The organism is Bremerella cremea (assembly GCF_003335505.1).
Classification (GTDB): domain Bacteria; phylum Planctomycetota; class Planctomycetia; order Pirellulales; family Pirellulaceae; genus Bremerella; species Bremerella cremea_A.
This window is the reverse complement of the sequence record NZ_QPEX01000003.1, coordinates 1-21,206: the sequence shown is the minus strand read 5'-3', so window position 1 is coordinate 21,206 and position 21,206 is coordinate 1. Positions and strand designations below refer to the sequence as shown.

Genomic DNA, 21,206 nt, shown 5'->3' with positions numbered 1-21,206 from the left:
TTAATATGATATTGTTAAGGAGTTGTTGCGTTATGTCGCCGGTTCTAATCGGGTTCTAAAGGGAAGCGTGATGTGCCGTCAGCGAGGTCGTCAGGCCATGCGGCGGTGTTGCAGTGCGGGCAGCTCTTTGCGAAGTCGACGCTGCTTGCCTAGATCGATCTCGGCAAAAATAATTCCAGGCTTTTCTTGATCCGCGCGCGCAAGAATCGTGCCCCACGGGTCGACGATCATCGAATTGCCATGGCAGCGAATCGAATCTCCGTACATGCCGCACTGGTTGGCCGCGATGACATAGACCTGATTTTCAATGGCCCGCGCGCGAACGAGAACTTCCCAGTGGGCTTGGCCCGTTTTATCGGTGAACGCGGCCGGGAGCAGGCAGATTTGCATTCCGTTTTCGGTGAGCCTGCGAAAGATCTCTGGGAAGCGTAAATCGTAACAGATCGCCTGGCCGACATGCCCAATGGAAGTCGAGGTGTCGACCAACTGACTCCCTGCTTTGACGAAATCGGATTCAACCGTTTTCACGTCCGCTAGGTTGATGTCAAAGCAGTGAATTTTGTCATAGGCTGCCAATACTTGACCGTGGGGGCCAAAGATGACGCTTCGATTGAGGACTTTGCTGGGGTCTTCGGTCGAGGCGATCGCCATGCTGCCGGCGCAAAGGACCAGGCCATGTTCGCTGGCCAGGGATCGCATCTTTTGCAGCACGGGACCGTCCATGGTCTCGGCGTGTTGTTTGAGGGTGACCAAGTTTCCTAGGTAAGGGAATAATTCTGGCAACACCACCAGCTTGGCACCTTGAGTGGCGGCTTGGACGATCAACGCTTCCGCATGCGCCAAATTGACCGATTTATCCGTTCCTGAGTCCAATTGTATGGCCGCAGCCAGATAAGGCGTGTTCATGCGGGTATCTCCAATGTTTCGTTTATCGTGAACTATGTTCTATACTGAAACAGGGTTTTAGCGTCCGTAGCCTACCCCACCCCTTCCCTTGGACGGTGCGTCATTCTAGCGGAAATCACCAAATCCATGAGTATCCATACTGAAAACGAAATGACCGAGCTGAATCATCTGCAACAGCAGTTGATGCTTGCAGTAGAAGACGATTCAAGACGGGTCGAGATTCTGGGCACCCTGCTGGGTGAAGCGGCTTGTTACCGCTTAGCGATTTACCAGATTCCAACCGACTTTGTCCTCTCGGTGGTGATTCCGGTTTACAACGAAGTCAAGTCTTTGCAGCAAGTCATTACGGCGGTACGTCGGTGTGGTTTCAAGTGTGAAATCATTTTAGTCGACGACGGCAGCACCGATGGCACGCGAGACCTGTTGGATTCGTTGCGAGGCGAGCCTGACCTAAAGATTATCTTCCACGAGAAGAACCAAGGCAAAGGTGGAGCCCTGGCAACCGGTTTTCGCCTGGCGACCGGCGATGCGGTGATTATTCAGGACGCCGACCTAGAATACACGCCCAACGATTACCGTGCTTTGCTGCAGCCGATTATCTGCGAAGGGGTCGATGCCGTTTATGGCAGCCGGTTTATCTCGGGACATCGCAACGTACCTCGCCTGAGGCATTACCTCGCCAACAAGGTTGTGACGATGTGGTCGAACTTGTTTACGAATTTGTTGCTGACCGACATGGAAACTTGCTATAAGGTTTTCCGCCGCGAAGTGATTCAAGAGATCGGTCCTACCCTGCAGGAAAAGCGGTTCGGTATCGAGCCAGAGATAACCGCGAAGCTGGCGCGACGCAAAGGGTTACGCATTCGTGAAGTCCCGATTCGTTATTTTCCGCGAACTTACGAAGAAGGTAAGAAGATCGGTTGGCGGGATGGTATACGGGCCCTGTGGTGTGCGATAAGGTATTAACCAATTGACCTCGACACCGGCAAAGTTATTTTGTCGGTGTGGGTGTCGATAAAACAACCAATCGGCTCCACCTGACTCGTTCTTAATGAATGATGCCCCATCGCACGAAAGTGGATCTTCTCCTTTAGATCCACACCTCTACGAGAAAACCCAACGCGCGACGCGGCTGACAATGTTAGGCCAGATCGCGGGGCAGGTCATTTCGCTGGTGGTGCTGGCCGAACTGTATCGCATGGTCGACCCCGTCGAGTTCGGGCTGTTGGGCATGTTCATGCCGATCACGCTTCTCGTCCGTTCGTTCGGCTCGCTCGGGATGGATATCGCCACCGTCCAAAAGCGAGGGCTTACCAATGAACAAGCGACCTCTTTGTTCTGGTATCAAATCATTACCGGCGTCGTGCTGACCATTATTCTGGCGGGGCTAGCGCCGGTGTTGGCTAGTTTTTTTGACGCCAAAAGACTTTTGCCGCTGGGCATTGTGATGTCTGGCACGGCCCTGCTTTACAACAGCTATTCGCAGCATAAGTCGCTGGCCGAGAAGAAGCTGTACTTCGGGCGGTTAACCCTTGTGCGTTTGCTTTCGCTGCTGATCAGCGGAGGCCTAGCGATTGGGGCCGCTTGGTATGAATTTGGCGTGTGGGCGCTGGTCATTCAGCAGTATGCCGAACTGATTGTGCTGAACATCGGTTTTTGGATGATCGAACCATGGCGACCAGGCAAGATGGCCCCTTTTTCTGAAGTTAAGCACCTGCTGCACTTCAGTGGGTTCTACACGCTGAGCGGTTTGTTTTTTGCCTTGGGGCAAAACTTCGACAAGATCATGCTGAGCTTCTTGATGGGTAGTACCCAGCATGGGCACGAGTGGATTGGTTATTACACGCAAGCTTATAACCAGATGATTCGTCCGGTCTATTTATTGACCTCGCCGGTTACCTCGGCCATGTTGCCTGCTTTGTCGCATGCGAAAAAACATCTTGAAGTGTTCACGCAGTTGACGGCGGGATTCTACCGCATGGTTGGCATCATGCTGGCCCCTTGCTCGGTAGGAATGTTCCTGGTGGGCGAGCGGTTAATGATGGTGCTGGGAGGAGACGAGTGGATGGAGTCCGGCGAGTTGCTCGCACTAATGGGGCCGATGATTCTCGCTCAAAGCTGGATCAACATTTCCGGGACCTTAATGAGTGCGGCGGGGCGGACCGGTATGCTGGCGATCGGTGCCTTGGGAAATATGATCGTCCTGGCGGTGGCATGTGCTGTCTCGTACTGGCGCGTCGGAAGTGATCCGACCGATCTGACGCTGGAATTAGCCATCGTGGTCACGATCGCCACGGTTCTTATGAGTGGGCCTTACCTGGCGTTTTGTTTTCATTTTGCCGGCCTTTCGGTCCGCCGGGTCTTTCTGCCGATGTTTCCCGCGATTGGTGCGTCGCTGCTGATGGGGGTCGTGGTTTGGCTGGTGACAGCTACCGATGATTTTTTCCCCGAGGTGGTTATGCTGACGATGCAAGTTGGGGTAGGAGTGATTGCCTACAGCGTGTTTGCCATGCGGGAAGTCCGCTGGCTGTGGAAACAACTGCGCGGCGGCATCGAAGAAGATGGGCACACCTTAGTCGAATAGCCAGAACGAGCCTGACCTGGTTAGAGCTGCGCTAGAATCGAGGTACCACGATAAGCCGGCCGAGCCATGACTAACTGGCTGACACCAATTTGCCGCTCGTCGAAGCCTGCTTCGCAGTACGCCAAGTAGTATTCCCACATCCGCAGAAAGTAGTCGTCCATCCCCAGGGCTCGAATGCGGGGTAGGTTGTCGTGGAAGTTCTTCTGCCACGCTCTCAACGTTTGGGCATAGTGCGGGCCGAAATCTTCGGCATGGATGATACGCAGGTTGGTCTTGCTGGCCAGCGAACTGGCGATCAGACCGTAAGAAGGAAGGAAACCACCTGGGAAGATATATCGTTGGATAAAATCGATCCCGCTGGCGTACCGCTGAACTCTTTCGTCGGGAATGGTGATCGCTTGCAGGAGCATCGTGCCGTTGGGCTTCAAAAGCTGGCAGCACTTCTGGAAATAGGCGTCCAGGTATTCTCGCCCTACCGCTTCAATCATCTCGATGCTCACCACGTGGTCGTATTGCCCGGTCAGATCGCGATAATCTTGTTTCAGCAGCGTAACACGATCGGCCAAGCCAGCTTGCTCGATTCGTCGCTGCGAGAACTCGTACTGCTGCTGCGAGATGGTTGTGGTGGTTACGCGACAGCCGTAGTTCTTCGCGGCGTATTCGGCAAAACCACCCCAGCCGGTGCCGATTTCCAGCACGTGGCTTGCAGGAGAAAGGTTCAGCTTACGGCAAATTCGCTCGAGCTTGGCCAGCGAGGCTTCTTCCAGCGTGGCTTCGGGATGTTCGTAGATGCCTGAGGAATACATCATCGTGCGATCGAGCATCAGGGCAAAGAACTGATTGCTTAGATCGTAGTGGGAAGCGATATTCTTGCGGCTGCCACTGCGCGAGTTGCGGGTGAGCCACTGTTGCCAGCGGCGGGCTGGGGCTAACCAAAAAGCAGATTTGCGTTCGATGCCTTGCAGGGAATCGAGATTTTGGGCCATGATCCTCATCAAGGCGGTTAAGTCGCTGCAGACCCACTTGCCTTGCAGATAAGCCTCAGCGGCGGCCAGCGTACCGCCTAAGAGCATCTGGCGATAAACGCGTAAATCGTCGACCCGTACGACGACACGCAGTTCTACATCGTGACTGGGGCCAAATGTTTGTTGCCCTAAGGGGTCGACAATTAGGACGTGACCGGAGGTGATGTTGGCCAGCGTTTCGTGCAGAATGTTCCGACATTGCCGCGATACCCAGCAGTAAAGTCCCTGAGAGAAGCGGCCAGCGAAGCTCGGGCGATGCGATATCGGGCCTTCCCAAGCGGACTCGGCGGACTGGCTACGGTGGCGGGTACACGGCGAAGGGATGTGAGTGAGATTTATGGATGTGGGAATATCGGACATCGCTTCCACCAAAGTTTCCAGGCTTCTAAGTAGATTGCTGCCACCACTTTCAGGCTCATGGCGGGCATATTTCTGCTAAACCGTCGAAGCGTAGCAGGTGTTAACGGTTTTTTATCTAAAATCATACCAGCATGGAACACTCTGCGCCCCTCTTCCCAGTTTTCTAGGCCAACTTTCAGCCGATCGCCAGGCTGCTGGAAGGTCCAGCGATAACGTTGATCCATGGGCATGAAGGGGGAAACGTGCATTTGCTTGGCATGCTCGTCGGTCCAAGCAGACTGGGCTTCGTCCCACTTGGGGGTTAACAAATAGGCGTGCTGTTCCCCCCAAGGGATGTTGTTTACTTCGGCGATGATATGCTGAGGAAAGCCTTCTTGTTGGCCATCGACAAGGAACAAGTTAAGCGGGCTAAAGTAGACACCGAAGTGACGCAACTGGGTCAGCAGGCGTATCCCGCCGGTAGGCCGCGTGCCGGTTTGGTGTTCGATGAAATCACGCACGCGATTGGTGAGATTGCCGACTTGGCTCCGCAGATGGACATTCTGCGGAAAGGAGATGGCCGCGCTGGGATGGTCAGAAAGCAGCCCCCGCGGCCCGACAAGCGTGTCGATTTCAGCCAGATCCAACGAAGCCATCGTCAGGCGATATTCAAACTGGTGCTCGATGGGCGTATGCCGAGTGTGGGTGACACGTCCTTCGTAGAGACAGCTTCGCATGCGTCGAGGTTCTTATGAAAATGCTGGGCGACGGCCAAGGCACTCTTTACGCCGTCTTCGTGAAACCCATAACCGCACCAGGCTCCGCAAAAATACGTACGGTGCTTTCCCTGAATCTCAGGCAACCGTTTCTGGGCGGCATCGCTGTGACGGTTGTACGCTGGATGATCGTAACGCAGCGTTTGCAAAATGGTAGTGGGATTTATGTGCTTGGCGGCATTTAAGCTGAGTAAGATTGGCTGCGGTGAGGGGACACTCTGCAAGCGTGATAAGTCGTAGGTGACGTTGGCGGTCTGCTGATCTGCTTGTGGAATCAGGTAATTCCAGCTTGCCCATGCATGACGATGCCGCGGCAGCAAACTGGTATCGGTGTGTAGGACCGCTTCGTTGGCCTGATAAGGAAAATGGCTGAGGAGCTCGTGTTCCAAAGGGGTAGGGGCTTCGAGCAGCTTGAGCGTTTGATTGGCATGCGTGGCGAAAACAACCTCGTCGAAGGGAATCACTTCGCCCGACACCGTCAGCACTTTAACTTCATGCTCGCTTCGCTTGACGGACTGGACCGGGCAATTGAGGCGAACGCGATCGGCGAGCGGGGCGAGTAGCTTTTCGACGTAGGCCTGCGAGCCTCCGACGATCGTCTTCCACTGGGGGCGATTGCGGATTGCCATCAGGCCGTGGTTATCGCAAAAGCCAAGGAAGAACTGGGCCGGAAAGTCGAGGATTTGTTGGGGCGAGGCCGACCAAATGGCGGCGGCCATCGGCAAAAGATATTTCTCGCGAAACATGCTGCCGACTTGGCATCTTTCGAGAAACTGCCCCATCGTTTCGGCGTAGCCGAGCGATTGCTGCGCAACTGCTTTCGTGCCGGCTGCGTTGAAGCGGACAATGTCACGCAGCATCATCCAGTAGCCAGGCGAAACGACATTTCTCCAAGAGGGAAACAGCCCCCGGAGGCTACTGCCTTGGTATTCGAGCCCACTCTTTTCGCAGCGCACGCTAAAGCTCATGTCGCTATCTTGCGATGCCACGTCAAGCATGTCGAGCAAGCGGCAGAAGTTGGGATAGGTACGCTGATTGAATACCATGAAGCCCGTATCGACGGCAAACGACTGCCCCGCGACTTTGCAGGTGACGGTGTTGCTGTGCCCGCCAGGGTAATTGGCCGCTTCAAAGAGGGTGACCTCGTGTTCGCTATGGAGCAATCGAGCAACTAAATTTCCGCTGATTCCTCCGCCGATCACGGCGATTCGTAAACGCTTCATGATGGCCGTGGCTCCTGCGGATGCGCGGATCCCGAACTTGATTCGATGGATGATGTCTGCTGCGGAGACGGTGGCCACGGAAAGAAGGGACTAGTGCGGCGAATGTAATCGGCGTAAGCCGGACGACGTGTCTGGATGTGTTGTTCCAAGTGGGCAACGCCAGAAAAGTAAAGTAAGCAAAACGACATGAGAGCCGGTCCAACAGCGGTCCACCAGGCACCACTATCCGCAGAAATGGCCAGCAAATAGTAGCCCCACCAGATCAGAAAGTCCCCGAAGTAATTGGGGTGCCGCGTGTAACGCCACAGCCCTTGATCGAGAACTTCGCCTTGCTGGGATGCGTTCGCTTTGAAGCGAGCAAGCTGATAATCACCGACCGCTTCAAAGGTTAAACCAATCGCCCAGCAGGCAATGCCAATCGCCGAGATGGCCGAGAAGGAACCTGATAACGTTGGTAGGATCTGCAAGGGAAGCGAGACAATCCACATGATGGTCCCCTGCAGGCCGAACACCACGACCAAGCTGAACAGAGCAAAGTTGCGGCCTGGTTTGTTGCGCATCTCGGTGTAGCGTTTGTCCTCGCCATGGCCTAGGTTGCGCCAGGCGAGGTAGCCAGCGAGTCGGCAGCCCCAGATCGTTACCAAAATGGTCGTGAGCCAAGCGAGCGTTCCGGGCGAAGCCGCGCAGAGTGTCGAGACCCAGGCCACCACAACAAAGCCAAGCCCCCAAAAGATGTCAACAATGCTGGCATCCTTCAGCCACAAACTAAGTAGCCAGAGGGCGAGCATGCAGCCAGCGATCGTGACTGCGTTGACCAGTAATAGTGAGGGAAATTCCATAAAAACGCTGCGATATTAAACCAAAGGATGAGGACCTATTAGTAAAAAACCGCAGCATCTGGTGGGATGCAACGATGGTTTCCCAATTTTTCTAGGAGGACTTCTGCTGGGCAATCCAGCGATCGATCACGCGTTCCAAGATGGGCAGCGGTAAGGCCCCGTTGTCGAGTAGGGCGTTATGGAACTGGCGAATGTCAAAGTCATCGCCTAGTTCTTGTTCGGCCTTGGCACGCAGCTGTTTGATCTTCAGTTCGCCAATTTTGTAAGCCAATGCCTGACCAGGCCAGACGATGTAGCGGTCGATCTCGACGGCGACTTCCAGCGGGCTCTTGCCGCTATTCTCTTGGAAGAAGGTGATTGCTTGCTGGCGACTCCAGCCCATATTGTGCATCCCGGTATCGACTACCAGGCGGCAAGCTCGCCACATCTCGAATGTGAGTTGGCCAAACTTGTCGTAGGGGGTTTGGTAGAAGTCCATTTCTTCCCCCAGCGATTCCGCATACAACGCCCACCCTTCGACAAACGCGGTGTAGTGTCCATGTCGGCGGAAGCGTGGTAGGTCGGTTAGTTCCTGGGCACGCGCAATTTGCAGATGATGACCGGGAACCGCTTCGTGTAGGGTCAACGCTTCCATTTCGTACTTCGGACGGCTATCTAACGCGTAAGTGTTGGCCATAAAGAAACCGGCTCGCGCGGCTTCGATCGAGCCTGGATAGTAACGGGCCGAAGTCTGGTTGGGGGCTTCGTAGTCAGGGAATGTCCGTACGCCGTACGGCAAGCGAGGCAATGTGACGAACAACTTCGGAAGCTGAGCATCAACACGCTTGGCGATATCGCGATAGCCCAGCATCAGATCGTCTGCTTCGGTGTAATAGAACTGCGGATCTGATTTCAGAAACTTGACGAAGTCGTCGAAGTCGCCCTGAAAGCCCGACTCGCGAATCACTTTTTCCATCTCGCCCCGAATCCGCTTCACTTCGCTGAGACCAATCTCGTGAATCTCTTGCGGCGTCAGGTCGGTCGTCGTGGAGCTACGGGCTTTGTAGGCATAATATTCGCGACCATTGGGCAGGGCAGCGGCACCAATCACGTCGGCTCCGTTGGGCAGATACTCGTCCTCGACAAATTCCTTGAACTTGAGCATCGCGGGGAAAACCTGCTGAGCGATGGCCTTTTTGCCGGCTTCCTTCAGCCGAGCTTGGTCGGCCTCGGAGATCGACTCAGGGAATTCCTGAAACGGCTTATACAACGGGCTATCGGTCGCGTCGGCTTTCAATTGTCCGCCGATTTGCTTCGGAATGCTGGCCAACGGACCAGGCGGCTGCACCCAGCGTTTTTCGATGCCTTCTTGCAGCAGAGCGGTGATTTGATCGAGAAATTTCGGATAGCTGCTTAGCCGGGCGAGATAGTTTTCGTAGTCTTCGACGGTGTCGAAAGGCATTTGCTCGGCCGTCTGCGGCAAGCGAAATTGGGGACCATCTAGCTGGTCGAGGGCCAAGAGCTCGGCAGGAAACTTCTCGCCTGCAAGTTCGTTGTTGAGTTCGTACTCGAACAATTCGTACGAAAGGAGATCTTGCCCACTGAGTTGGCTCGGATCAATTTGTTTGAGCTTTTCCAGCAGTTCGTGCGGATGCTTCTGGCGAAGATCGATCGCCTCGCGCGACATATCGGTCCAGCGATCGTTGCCCCGTTTGTCCCCTAAGGCGGTGCCCCAAGTGGGGTAGTTGTCCATTCGCCACTGCCAGTCTTCCTCGAACAAGGCATGCAGCTTGGCCGAGGCACTGTTTTCGGCAGCCGGTTCCTGCCCCAGCAACAGAGGCGAAATCAACGCGAAAATCGTGGTGGTTAGTAGGGCCAGACGAGCGGAAAAATTGGGCATCGAAGTCCTCGCGGTTAAGGGCAATTGGACCAGCACCTTCTTCGATACTGCCCCATGCCGTTCCATTTTGATAGAAGCCGCACGCAATGCCAACCGTCTAAATGTATAATTTTACGAATCGTTGTCGGAAAAGTACCGCGCCGTTCCCAGCGAAGAGATCGCTTCGCCGATGCGGGAAAGGGCCACGGCATAGGCTGCCGTGCGCATATCGATCTTCTTTTCGATCATCCAGTCGTAGATATGCGCGAACTCGCGGCACATCATCTCGCAAAGTCGATGCTGCACCTCGTCAAGAGGCCAATAGAAACCCTGTAGGTTCTGCACCCACTCGAAGTAGCTAACCGTGACGCCCCCGGCGTTGGCTAGGATATCGGGAACGATCAAGATCTTTTTCTCGTGCAAGATTTCATCTGCTTCGCTGGTGATGGGGCCGTTGGCGACTTCCACGATCACGTCGGCCTTGATGTTGGCCGCGTTGTGGGCGGTGATCACTTCTTCCAGGGCAGCCGGAATCAGGAGGTCGACATCCAGTTGCAAGAGTTCTTCGTTGGTGATTGTCTTGGCCTGGATCGCCTCGCAAACCGAACCACTACAGTAGACGGCTTGGAGCCGGCGGGATTGATTCTTGTTTTGAATCAAGCTCGGCACGTCGAATCCATCGGCTTTGTAAATCCCTCCTTGCGAATCGCTGACGGCCACGACTCGGTAGCCATCGGCATGTAAGAGGCGAGCGATACTTTGGCCTGCGTTGCCAAAGCCTTGGATCGCGACTTGAATTTGCGTGGGGTCCCAGTCCCGCTTTTTGGCCAGTTCTTTGATGCAGTAGTAAGCACCCCGCCCAGTGGCTTCGTCGCGGCCTTGGCTTCCGCCGAGGGGAATTGGTTTGCCGGTAATGACCGCAGGTGTGCGACGCCGATTGATTTTCGAGTACTCGTCCATCATCCAACCCATGATCATCGGGTTGGTGTACATGTCTGGGGCAGGGATGTCGGTTTCAGGTCCAATAAAATCGGCGATCTGTTCGACGAACCCGCGTGAGAGTCGTTCGAGTTCCAAGCGTGAAAGCTCTTTGGCGTTAACGCAGATGCCTCCTTTGGCGCCGCCGTAGGGAATGTTCATCACGGCACACTTGAACGTCATCCAAAACGCCAATGCTTTGACTTCTTCGAGATCGACGTGAGGGGAGTAACGTAGCCCTCCCTTGGTTGGCCCGCGGGTGTCGTCATGGCGAACGCGGTAGCCGGTAAAGACACGCAACGAACCATCGTCCATCCGCACGGGAATCGAGACTTGTAAGATTTGTTTAGGGTGTTTTAGACGTTCGAGAGCCTCGGCGTCGATATCGGCGTAAAGGAAAGCTTTATCAAGCCGAGAGATGGCACCAGCAAAGACGCTTGGTTGGGATGGGGCATTCATGCGGAAATTCTCTAGGCAAAAATGGTGCAAGTCTTCCGGGCAGCGGAAGTTATCAAACGACCACGGTTATTATTCCGCGAGGGCGCGCGGAAACAATAATGAGGGAGAACTCTATGTACAGTTTAGAGCGCAGAAGTGATCTTGCGAGGCAGAATCGGAGCCGTAGGTAGGACGGGGGAGATCTTCAATGAAGCGACTTCCCGTTTCATCACGCGGCGAATGACATCCGAATAGATTTCTTCGTGGCGGATAACGTTGCGATCGTTATCGAACATTTCTTGAAAACGTGCCTGGCCCGCTTGGCCAAACTGCTGAGCCAGTTGGTCGTCGGAAAGCACCTGGATAATTGCTTGCGATAGCGCTGGGGCATTTTGGCTCGGGACGAGCAAGCCGTTCACGCCGTGAGCCACGCTTTCTACCAAGCCGCCGATACGTGTGGCAACGACCGGTTTGCCGGCTGCCATCGCTTCTGGGGGCGTCAAGCCAAAGGCTTCCTGCGTGGGGCAGGCCACCAGTAGATCGATTGCCCGCATCACGGCTGGGATATCGGCTTGGAAATTGATAAAGCGAAACGCTTGTTTCAGCCCCAGCCGCTTGACTTGCGAGCGAACCTTTTTGATGTAGATCGGGCAACGATTGCCGATCACGGCTACTTTGGCCTCGGGCACTTGCCGTAAAACTTCAGGCAGGGCCTTAAGAAGCAGCAGGTGGTTTTTACGCGGACAAACATCCCCCACAATCCCAATCAGCTTATCACTGGGCGAGAAGTCGTTATCCTCTCGCCATTGTTGCCGGAGTTGTTCACTATTTTCAGGGATCGGGGCATGATCGATCAGGGCCCGGACCGTTTCTACCTTCTTGGGGTGAACCCGATTCCAGGTCAGCTCCATTTGGCGGGTATGATCGGAATTGGCGATCACGAAATCTTTCAACGCCCAATAAGCGTGCATCTTGGTGTGATGCGCCGTGGCAACCACGGGGATTTTCGTGAATAGCTTGAGCATCAGCCCAAAGATCTGGGCACTGGTGTTATGGGTGTGGACGATATCGACTTGCTCGGCGTCGATCCAGCGAGCCATCTCTCGCAAATCACGCAGCGGCCAACGTTTGAGCCGCGACGGCATGAAGCGAACTCCGGTCCCTTCTAGTTGTTGCTGAATCCATGAATCATTGCGTCCTACCAGGATTACCTCGTGGCCACGTTCTGCTTGGGCGACGGCCAGCCGAAGGCACTGGATAATCGCTCCATTGACGCCGAAGCCAGAGATGATTTGGAGAATTTTCATGGACAAGTTGCGAAGTTTAAGTGAGAAAGGCAGACGCGGTTCATCCACCAGCAGCCAGCTTGGGTAGCGTTCTTAACGAAATCCCCCATTTCAAGCAATACGAACCTGTGAGGGGCCCCCAACAGCGGCAGCCAGTTGTGGTAAATTACGGCAAGTTGACAATATTGATTGATTTAAGGCGAAGATAGGCAGCAATGACGCACTATTCTGGCAGCGGCGGAACTGAAGGGGGAAATATGGTCTTGTATTGGCCAGAGAACCTTCCTGAGAATGCAGAGACGCTGTTGGAGGAGGATCCGGTCACCTTCTTGGACAAGATGGCCGAAGAAGGACGAATTATCTGGTTTCTTAACGATGGGGACGGACAGTTTACGGTTTCCGTTTACGTAGACGAGATCCCCCCTGCTCCGCTCAAAGATTTTCTGGGAGAAGAGGAAAACTATTCCGACGTCCACGTGAAAGGGCCGACTTTTTTTGGCGGCTTAGAATGCGTAGGCGAGCAAGAACCGCAGCTATCGGACGAATACGAAGGGTTGTTTACGCCGATGGCAATTCCTGAGGGAACCTACCACGGCACCGTCTACCGTACGTTTATTCCTCCGGCGTTCACTCGCCGTTGGCTGATCGAGCGGTTGGGGAAGCGGCGTTATCGAATTTTGCATTGGCAGCAATTGCTATCCAAGGCCTCGTTTTTAGGCATCGTGGCTTGCCTGTTTGCGTTTTTCTTTTTGCAGTTACCGGTCTGGTTGTTGTTGGTGGCGATTGTGGCAGGTAGCTTTGTCGCTGCCGTGCTGTTGGCCCGCTCCGAAGCGTGTCGTGAGGCAATTGTGGCGATCGATGAGTTTACGCAGCTTTATCCGGAATTCGTGGTCGTGTTGTCGTCGACGGATGGGGCGGAGAGTTCCGATCCAGAGGCCAGCCAGTTGGCGATGCCGGTCGGCTCGACGTAGGGAACTAGTATCGTGAAGCTGAAATGTCCCAAATGCGATCTCCTGCTTCCTGCTCGTCAAATGAACGTTGCGGCTGATGTGGCCGTTTGTCGAGAATGCGACGAGGCATTTAATATCTCGACCTTATTAGGGACCGAGCCGGTCACCATTCGCAACGCTGGCTGGGTGACCGACGCGCCAGATTCGTTCGATATCCATCAAACTCCGCCTGGGATTAGCTACGAAAATTACGGCTTGGGGTGGCGCATTGCAGCGACAACTCGCAACGGGGCGGCCTTCTTCTTGGTGCCGTTTATGTGCGTTTGGTCGGGAGGTTCGCTGGGGGGAATCTACGGCACGCAAATCTTCAACGGCAAGTTCGAGTTAATGCAATCGTTGTTTGGCATTCCATTTCTGTTGGGAACGCTTCTGTTCGGTTCGATTGCCCTGTTGAGTGTCGTGGGGCGAACGGTCATTCGCAGCGACGACATGGACGAGGATGCCGGCAGTATCTTTTTAGGGATCGGCCCAATTGGCTGGACGACGCGATTTCGTTGGTCGGAAGTGCTGCGAGTTGAAGAAGGATCCAGTGGTAATAACGCCAAGCAGTTGACCTTGGTGCGCGACAAAGGAGACATTCATTTCGGCTCGATGCTTTCCGAGCAACGTCGCCGCTATGTGCTGCATGCCTTGAGGCAATTGCTGTCGAATCGAACGTATTGAGAGCAAACCTATGAAGCTTCAATGTCCCCAGTGCGAGACGGAACTGCCAGCTGATAAAATGGACATCAACTCGAACGAGGCCGTTTGCCCGCGGTGCGGCGAGCGAAGTTCGATCTCGGAGTTGTTGGGCAAAAAGCCAGAGGCTGTTGCCACAGCGGAAATCCCAGAGGGATTCGATCTACGGCAACCGCCCCCTGGTGTCCGTTACGAAAACGACGTGCTGGGATGGCAGATAACGGCGACCATTCGCAGTTGGACAGGCTATTTTATCGCCATCTTTACAGTGGTGTTTGCCTTGTCCACGTTGGTTATCTTCTTTGGACTAGAGTCGGCAGAAGGAGATTCGGAATATGCGCAGATATTCTTGGGAATTCCGTTTGTCATCGCAACGTTGTTCTTAGCGGGAAGCGCAGTCCTGCTTTTATTTGGCAAAACGGTTATTCACAGCGACGCAATGGACCAAGATATCGGCCTCGTCTTCTTCGGGGTCGGCCCACTTGGTTGGAAAAGTCGGTTTCGCTGGTCCGAGGTAAAACGGATCGAGGAAACCGATTCCGGGGCCGAGATGAACGACAAGCCAATGAAACAGATCACGCTTTTTTGCGACCGAGGAGATGTTCACTTCGGAACGTTGTTATCCGCAGAGCGACGCCGCTATATCTTGTTTGCTTTGCGGCAGTTGGTTGGTTAGCGGTTGCGATAATTTCTTGGCTAGGCTATTGGATCATGCATGCCAAGCTTCTACCAGAGAGCGGGCCGCATGGCCACGATGGCCGACCACCGCTGTTTGGTCTTCGCTAAGTTGGGCCAAGGTTTGCTGCAGGCCGGCAACTTGAAACAAGCTGTCGTAACCAAAGCCAGCCGATCCGAGTGGTTGCTCTAAGATCTTACCGGGGCAGATCCCACGGGTTTCCAACAGAAGGTTGCCGGATGGATCGGCCAGGCATAAGTGGCAGACAAAACGAGCCGCCCGGGCTTCTTCAGGAATATCTTGCATGTGCTCGATCAGCCGAGCCAGGTTCATTGCTGCAGTGGCGTTTTCGCCGGCGTAGCGGGCCGAATGGACGCCAGGGGCACCTCCCAGGGCGTCGACTTCCAGCCCGGTATCGTCCGCCAGGACCCAGCGTTGCAGTTGACTAGCATAGCCAATCGCTTTCTTGCGAGCGTTCTCGGCCAAGGTGGTACCATCTTCGACAATCGGGGCGAACGTCATATCGGATGGTAATGCCAGCACCGGGATGCGAAGCGGGATCAGCAGCGAGCTCAGCTCGCGCACCTTGTGCGGGTTCGAGGTTGCCACGATCAATTCTTGGCATTCGGTCCAGGGACGTGCCATCGAACGGTCCTTTGCGAGGGACGAATCAAATGATCGCTAACGGGTCGCGGTCATGTTCTAGTGTACCACGCGTTACGCCCACGCGATTGAGTGCGCTGAGCTTCGACCAAACTTCTTCGCCCGTGACACGGCCAGCGAGAAGGTCTCGGTACAGATCGATCACGCGGGCAATTTCGTGTGGCGGATCGTCGTTCAGCAGTTCGACACGGAAGTTCCGTACGCCTAGCTCGATCAGCGGCTGCACAATTTCGGCACCACTTTGCGGCGTTTTGTTGAACAGCGTGTTGCGGCAACCGACGTCCGCTTTCAAGGGATGCTCGGCCCCGACGCGATCGCGCAGCTTGACTTCGTGCTCGTCGCAGGGGCGACCGCAGTTGGTCTTGTTGGTACCGGGGGAAAGGACACTACAGAAGACACAGTGCTCCATGTGGAACATTGGCATGTGCTGGTGAATGACTGGTTCCAACAGATGGGCAGCACAGTTTTCGGCCATGACCAACAATTGGTCGCGATTCAAATCGTACGACGGCGTGACGCGAATCGCCCCGCGCTGACGCAGCGAATCGACGGTCAGCTCGTTCGCCGCGTTGAACGAAAAGTCGGCCACGCAGGGCAGGCCGAGTTGCGTGAAGAACTTCAGCCCAGACAGATTTCGCGTAACGATTCCATCGGGAGCATGCTTGGCCATTGCTTTGAAGATGCCCATCTCGCCCGGCTTTTGAATGCGGGGCGTGACCAGCCATGTCTGGGCGCCGGCTTCCCGCGCCAAAGGAACGGCCTGTTTGTACTCGCGAATGTCTTGGAAGTCGGCATACACGGTCTTCATGCCGGTAGCCAACACCGCTTCCAGTTGATGCAGGGAACGTGTCAGGACGATCAGTTGGGGTTCGGTCGGTTCGACGCGGGCTGGTTCGACATCGGCTCGGAGAGGACCGAGAACCAGGTCGCCGGTGATTTCACGGCCGCGTTTGGCCATTGTGTGTCGGGCTTCATCGAGTTGGGCGACCATCTCCTTGCGGAGCTTGCCGAGGATGCTCAGCGGAACCATCGGGTTGCCAGCGATCTTGGCGGAAAGTTGGCTGAGGATATAGCCGCTACCACCCAGCCGCGCGAGTTGTTCTTGCAGCGAAGCTTCGCTTAGTGGGTGCTTTCGGGCTTCTTCCAGCGGTTGTTCGGTTTGCAGGGAGAAGGTGCCGAGCGTTTCGCAGTTGACCACAATACGTAGCGGTTGACCGACGCGGGCTGAGGCTTCGATCGTGAGGGGAAGGTCGCGGCCATGCAGTTCGCCGCTGAACGATTTGCGTAGCTCGCGGGTGAGGGCTGGATCGTCGCTTTTCCAAACTTGCAGGCCTGGCTGCAGGAATTGAAAGTCGACCGAACCGCGGGGGAAGTCGACTTCGACCACGCCGCTGGCGACTTCGCCGGTGACGCGGCGTCCTTTTTGGCTGACGGTGAAGACGCGTCCCCCCTGCTCTTTCCCGGCGGCGCGATCGCCTTGAAAGACGATTCCATCGCCCGCTTTCAAGCGGCCAAAGAGTTCGAGCTTGACCCGTTTACGCCGATCGTCAATTGCCACCACTTCGGCGACCAGCACGCCCCGTTTGGCGCTGCTGGTGGCAGGGACCAGCATCTTGTGATCGCAGCCTTGCAGCCAACCGGGGGAAAAGCCGCGCGAAAAGGAGAGCTCCATCTCTTCGACCTGGCGAGGCGTGAACGTCACCGGTTTGCCAGCCAGAGCCGAGTCGATTGCTTGGCGGTAATGCCGGGTGATGTTGGCGACATACTCTGGCGTTTTCAGCCGCCCTTCAATCTTTAGCGATACGACCCCAGCGGCCAGCAGTTCCGGCACCAAGGCATACGCGGCCAGGTCTTGCGGGCTGAGCAAATACTTTTGATCCCCCAGGTCGATGTCGGTGCCATCGCAGATCAACTCGTAGGGCAAGCGGCATGCCTGCGCGCACTGGCCGCGATTGGCACTGCGTCCGCCGAGCGATTCGCTGGTGAGACATTGCCCGCTGTAAGCGACACATAAAGCCCCGTGAACAAACGCTTCCAGCGGCATGGTCGTGTTTTCGTGGATCTTGCTGATCTCGTTAACCGAGAGTTCCCGGGCGAGCACAACCCGTTCGATGCCGAGATCTTCAATCTCCGCGATGCACTCGGCGCTGGTCATCGTCATTTGGGTCGACGCATGAATGGGCAGATCCGGGGCGGTGCGGCGAATGAGATCGACTAAGCCGAGGTCTTGGACCAGCACGGCATCGGTGCCTGCTTCAGCGATGCGGCGGATGATGGGCTCGATGGTGGTTAGTTCGTCCGAGAAGGTTAGCGTGTTGACGGTGGTATAACCGCGGACGCCATGCCAGTGGAGCATCTCCATCAACTGGGGAAGGTCGTCGAGCGAGAAGTTCTTCGCCCTGGCCCGGGCATTGAAGCCGGTTTCGAGACCGAAGTAGATCGCGTCTGCCCCGTTGGCAATTGCGGCCCGGGCACAATCCCAGTCCCCTGCCGGAGCCAAAAGTTCCGGTCGTGTCGCTATCGCAGCAGCAGAAGAATCGCCCATCGAATTCGCGTTTCACCCAGTGAAGTGGAAAGAGTGCCCTGGAATCGGTTGATTTTACCGGGACAGCGGCAAATCCGATAGGGAATAAAAAGGGGAAAGCGGCAATTCGCAGACGATCCTCGGCAAGAAATAAAAAGACGGCGAGAGGGTAGGAGATGAACCCTCTCGCCGTTTGCAAACCGCAGAAGTTGCCACACTGCGGTACTAACTTCTTGGGGGACTCTTACAAAAGCTCCACGTCTGGGTTCGCCACCCACCCGGTTGCTCCGTCAGGAGTCTGGATTTGCACCCAGTTGCCGTCGACCTTCAGCACATCGAGCGATTCCCCTTCCTTAAGCGTCTCGTTGCCGATTGCTGGGAACTGATCGCCGGGGGCTTCACGGAGCACAGCCGTTTGACTGGCAACAATCGCTCCTGGTTCGTCGGCGGTCGTCAAGCGTTCCAGGTTTGCCACCCCAACGCCGACCAGCAGTAAACAAGCCAGCGAAATCGAGGCTGTTTTCCAGTAGCGGCCAGGATGGACCAGCGAACCCAGCAGCACCAAGCACAAGGCCAGCCACAGGGTCACGCACACGGTTGTGGTCACCAGTGGAGGCGTCATCGCTTGCAGCTTTTGGGCCGTTTGGCTTAGCACGCTACCAAGCGAAGTTGCCGTTTGGGGTTCGTTCATACCGCCGTTAAGCGAGGTACGAGCGATCGACAGGTTGTTGCGAGCTTGCCAGTTCGAGGCGTCGTGATTCAACGCGCGTTCGTAGTTGGCAATCGCTTTGCCGGTGGCTCCGAGTTGAAGCTGAGCATTGGCCAGGTTCGTGTACAGGTTCGTGTTTTGCACACCGTTTTCGACCAGCTGACCATACTTAGTCACCGCTTTGGCGAAGTCTTCCTTGGCGGCCGCAGCATCTTCGGCGGATGCTTTCTGGCCTGCTTGGTAGGCTTCGTTTGCTTCGGCCAAGATGACACTCATTTGCTGATCGCTCAGTTTCGGCATTGCCGGTTGTGGCTCTGCCGGGGCTTGGGCCAAGGCGTCTTCATTTTTGCCTTGTCCTGCGAAGTGGCTGGCAACCGGCACGGCAACGGCCAGGACTGCCAACACCAAGCAGGCGGTAGCAATCATTTGGCGGCGACCAAAACGAGGTGCCGACGATCGCGGGGCACTTTGCGTTGCGGCCTGGGCCATCTGATCGAGCAAGTCCGTGGCCTGGCTTTTCAGCGTGGACAACTGTTGATCGCTTGAACCGCTGTAGGCGGCTTGATCGCACAGATTCACCAACTGGTTGAGCTGTGCTGACGGAGCGGACCCTCGAACCTCGGCGGCGAAGCCGTTGGCGACCGAGGCAACTTCTGCCGTGGAGTCGGCAGCTTGCAGCGAGTGACGAGCCGCACGGATTCGCTGTTGCAGCGGGCTACCGCTTGGCGAGACGAGGTGCCCGTGGTTTTTCATCAGCCAAGCAGCCGCCACTGCCAGGGGGGGCAACACGATCACCAAAGCCCAGGGCCAATTGGCTTGCGAGCTGGCGGTGACCAAGGCGTCGTTGCTGGTGTAGTTTTGCAGATCGAGCGTGGGGGAAGCGGACGCTTCAGGGTTTGTTGCACGATCTTGTGGATTGGCATTGCCCACGATCGAGTCGAGCGCCAAACGCTCGGCTTTGCTGACGTGGATGGAAATCGGTTCGCTCTTCACGGTGACGAACTCTTCCTTCGCGGGATCGAAAAAGGTGAGCGGAATGGCTGGAATCTCGGTGATTCCTTCCCGACGCGGACGAATGGTGGTGGTGAACAGCTTCGTATCCCCTTCCACCAGGCCAGCCAAGGGTTCGTTGGCCACTTTGAAGTCTGCGGTCAGTTGCGGCAAGGCAGCCAACGGCGGAGCTTGGACCAGTTCCATCGGGCCATCGCCGCGGATACCAATGTGCAAGGTGATCGGATCCCCAGCTTTGACATCGGTTGGCAACGCCTGGGTCACGATTTGATATTGTCCCACGGTTCCGCGATAGTCGGCAGGCCGACCGGCGGTTGGGACGGGCTTAACTTCAATCGGAGCAACGGTCGCTTCGGCAACCACCGGACGACTGGCCGTCACCGACAGCGTGTTCCGGCGGAACGGCGAGAAGTCGCGATCCGCAAAGGGAGACATGCCACCGAAGAAGTCATCGTCGAACATCGAACCGAACGGATCGCGTGATTTGCCCAAGCGAGTCGGGTAATCGACCACGATTTGAAGGTCATCCACTTCGATCTGTCCAGGCCGTTTCGGGTAGATGGTCGCTTCGATTTGGTACAAGTAGTAGGCACGTTCGTCCCCTTGAGAATCTGCCCGTAGCACTTCCTTGCCGCCAGGACGTTGGCGGTTCTCGGCGAGTTCGGTCATGCGTTCGGTGAAAGCACCCCAATTGGTATGCTCGGAGATCATCTGCCACATATTTTCTTCCGACAACGTCAAGTCGAACTCGTTGTTATGATAGGGCTTGATCCACAAGTTCAAGGTGAGCGTTAACGGCTGGCCGACGTAGATCTCTGTTTGTTGGCCGGTGACTTCGGCGAACACTAAGTCTCCTGTTTCGCTTTTGGTAGCAACGAAACGCAAGGGACGTGTCGAGCGAACTTGCCCATCCACTTGGAGATCGATCGGAGGAATCTCGAAGGAACCTGCTTGCCGAGGCGTAATCCGCCACGTGTAAGTGGCGGATGTGCGGCTGGAGCGACGACCGTTGATGATGGTCGTTTGCGTGCTGCGGCTAGGTGGACCGGCGGCTTGAATGTCGAGACCGCGAACCTCGGGAATCGTCGGCTCGTCGTGCGACGACGCGTTGGCGACTTCCAGGTGCAGCATGATCGGCGCTCCGACGTACGCTTCACGCGACGACAAAGCAGCTTGCAGGTCTGCGGCATGAGCTGACGTGGCCACCGAGCCGATCGCGACGGCGACGAGAGCAACCAGGGCGGTCATTAGGGTTCGAGGTTTCATCTTTGCACTCGGGTTAAATGGGTTGTTGACGATTCCAAGTCTTGCCATTGGGGGTACCGTTTCGCTTTACCAGTCTCGATCCACAGGAACGTACCGGCGCTGTTTTTCTTGTTGATGTTGCAAACGACGCATTAGCTCGCGGTCACGAACCGCCTGGAGCATTTTCTGAGCTTCTTCTTTGGTCATGGGACGAGCTTCTTCCATCGCTTGGGTATCGTCTTGACCAGACTGCTGAGCCGCACTGGGCTGAGCTTCTTGGTCTTGAGGTTGCTCTTGCTGTGGATTCTCCTGAGCACCACCAGCTTGCTGCTGGTCCTGCTGCTGGTCCTGCTGCTGGTCCTGCTGCTGGTCCTGCTGCTGGTCCTGCTGCTGGTCCTGCTGCTGGTCCTGCTGCTGATCCTGCTGCTGATCCTGCTG

The 21,206-nt window shown here is 55.8% G+C and carries 16 protein-coding genes and 1 pseudogene; 5 read left to right on the top strand and 12 right to left on the bottom strand.

The features are described from left to right. Nucleotides 1–90 precede the first annotated feature (90 nt). On the bottom strand, nt 91–906 hold the full coding sequence (locus DTL42_RS00120; RefSeq protein WP_114366641.1) for a carbon-nitrogen hydrolase family protein: 816 nt from the start codon (nt 904–906) through the stop codon (nt 91–93). A 126-nt stretch (nt 907–1,032) separates the two neighbouring features. Here DTL42_RS00120 and DTL42_RS00115 point away from each other — a divergent pair, with 126 nt between their 5' ends. Both DTL42_RS00115 and DTL42_RS00110 read left to right on the top strand, forming a co-directional pair. Next, a complete protein-coding gene (locus DTL42_RS00115) occupies nt 1,033–1,872 on the top strand; it encodes a glycosyltransferase family 2 protein (RefSeq protein ID WP_199590000.1) in 840 nt (279 codons plus the stop codon). Between the two features lie 85 nt (nt 1,873–1,957). Beyond that, nucleotides 1,958–3,490, top strand: a complete 1,533-nt coding sequence (locus DTL42_RS00110; RefSeq protein WP_114366640.1) for an oligosaccharide flippase family protein — start codon at nt 1,958–1,960, stop codon at nt 3,488–3,490. A gap of 20 nt (nt 3,491–3,510) precedes the next feature. On the opposite strand, the gene DTL42_RS00105 is transcribed toward DTL42_RS00110, so the two are convergent. The 7 genes from DTL42_RS00105 to DTL42_RS00075 form a co-directional block, all read right to left on the bottom strand. Continuing rightward, nucleotides 3,511–4,875 carry an SAM-dependent methyltransferase gene (locus DTL42_RS00105; RefSeq protein ID WP_147274103.1) on the bottom strand — a complete coding sequence of 455 codons (1,365 nt, stop codon included), beginning with the start codon at nt 4,873–4,875 and terminating at the stop codon, nt 3,511–3,513. Beyond that, on the bottom strand, nt 4,851–5,591 hold the full coding sequence (locus DTL42_RS00100; RefSeq protein ID WP_114366697.1) for a DUF1365 domain-containing protein: 741 nt from the start codon (nt 5,589–5,591) through the stop codon (nt 4,851–4,853). Before DTL42_RS00100 ends, DTL42_RS00105 begins: the two co-directional genes overlap by 25 nt. Further along, nucleotides 5,513–6,853, bottom strand: a complete 1,341-nt coding sequence (locus DTL42_RS00095; protein WP_114366638.1) for an NAD(P)/FAD-dependent oxidoreductase — start codon at nt 6,851–6,853, stop codon at nt 5,513–5,515. Before DTL42_RS00095 ends, DTL42_RS00100 begins: the two co-directional genes overlap by 79 nt. Then, nucleotides 6,850–7,692 (bottom strand): DUF1295 domain-containing protein, encoded by an 843-nt coding sequence (locus tag DTL42_RS00090; RefSeq protein ID WP_114366637.1) that lies wholly within the window; start codon nt 7,690–7,692, stop codon nt 6,850–6,852. The genes DTL42_RS00095 and DTL42_RS00090 overlap by 4 nt, the downstream gene beginning before the upstream one ends. Nucleotides 7,693–7,783: 91 nt before the next feature. Continuing rightward, entirely contained in the window at nt 7,784–9,571 is a 1,788-nt protein-coding gene (locus DTL42_RS00085; RefSeq protein ID WP_158545170.1) for a DUF885 domain-containing protein, read from the bottom strand. 111 nt (nt 9,572–9,682) lie between these two features. Beyond that, nucleotides 9,683–10,987, bottom strand: coding sequence for a Glu/Leu/Phe/Val family dehydrogenase (locus DTL42_RS00080; protein ID WP_114366635.1), 1,305 nt, complete (start codon nt 10,985–10,987; stop codon nt 9,683–9,685). 122 nt (nt 10,988–11,109) lie between these two features. After that, complete coding sequence (locus tag DTL42_RS00075; protein WP_114366634.1) at nt 11,110–12,273, bottom strand: glycosyltransferase family 4 protein; 1,164 nt, start codon at nt 12,271–12,273, stop codon at nt 11,110–11,112. Nucleotides 12,274–12,467: 194 nt separating this feature from the next. On the opposite strand from DTL42_RS00075, the gene DTL42_RS00070 reads away from it, so the two are divergent. The 3 genes from DTL42_RS00070 to DTL42_RS00060 are packed head-to-tail and all read left to right on the top strand — an operon-like array spanning nt 12,468 to nt 14,616. Continuing rightward, on the top strand, nt 12,468–13,223 hold the full coding sequence (locus DTL42_RS00070; protein WP_114366633.1) for a hypothetical protein: 756 nt from the start codon (nt 12,468–12,470) through the stop codon (nt 13,221–13,223). Between the two features lie 12 nt (nt 13,224–13,235). Beyond that, a complete protein-coding gene (locus tag DTL42_RS00065; protein ID WP_114366632.1) occupies nt 13,236–13,925 on the top strand; it encodes a hypothetical protein in 690 nt (229 codons plus the stop codon). 10 nt (nt 13,926–13,935) lie between these two features. After that, complete coding sequence (locus tag DTL42_RS00060; RefSeq protein WP_114366631.1) at nt 13,936–14,616, top strand: hypothetical protein; 681 nt, start codon at nt 13,936–13,938, stop codon at nt 14,614–14,616. A gap of 33 nt (nt 14,617–14,649) precedes the next feature. Here the strand turns inward: DTL42_RS00060 and DTL42_RS00055 are convergent, their stop codons facing one another. The 4 genes and pseudogenes from DTL42_RS00055 to DTL42_RS26135 all read right to left on the bottom strand — a co-directional run. Then, nucleotides 14,650–15,261 carry a non-canonical purine NTP pyrophosphatase gene (locus DTL42_RS00055; protein ID WP_114366630.1) on the bottom strand — a complete coding sequence of 204 codons (612 nt, stop codon included), beginning with the start codon at nt 15,259–15,261 and terminating at the stop codon, nt 14,650–14,652. Between the two features lie 25 nt (nt 15,262–15,286). Beyond that, nucleotides 15,287–17,824: a U32 family peptidase gene (locus tag DTL42_RS00050; protein ID WP_114366629.1), complete on the bottom strand. Its 2,538-nt coding sequence runs from the start codon at nt 17,822–17,824 to the stop codon at nt 15,287–15,289. A 223-nt stretch (nt 17,825–18,047) separates the two neighbouring features. Further along, the gene (locus tag DTL42_RS00045) at nt 18,048–20,789 is read right to left on the bottom strand and encodes a BatD family protein (RefSeq protein WP_158545169.1); all 2,742 of its coding nucleotides are present in this window, start codon (nt 20,787–20,789) and stop codon (nt 18,048–18,050) included. Nucleotides 20,790–20,855: 66 nt separating this feature from the next. Continuing rightward, nucleotides 20,856–21,206 (bottom strand): annotated as a pseudogene (locus DTL42_RS26135) (hypothetical protein); the annotation flags it as partial.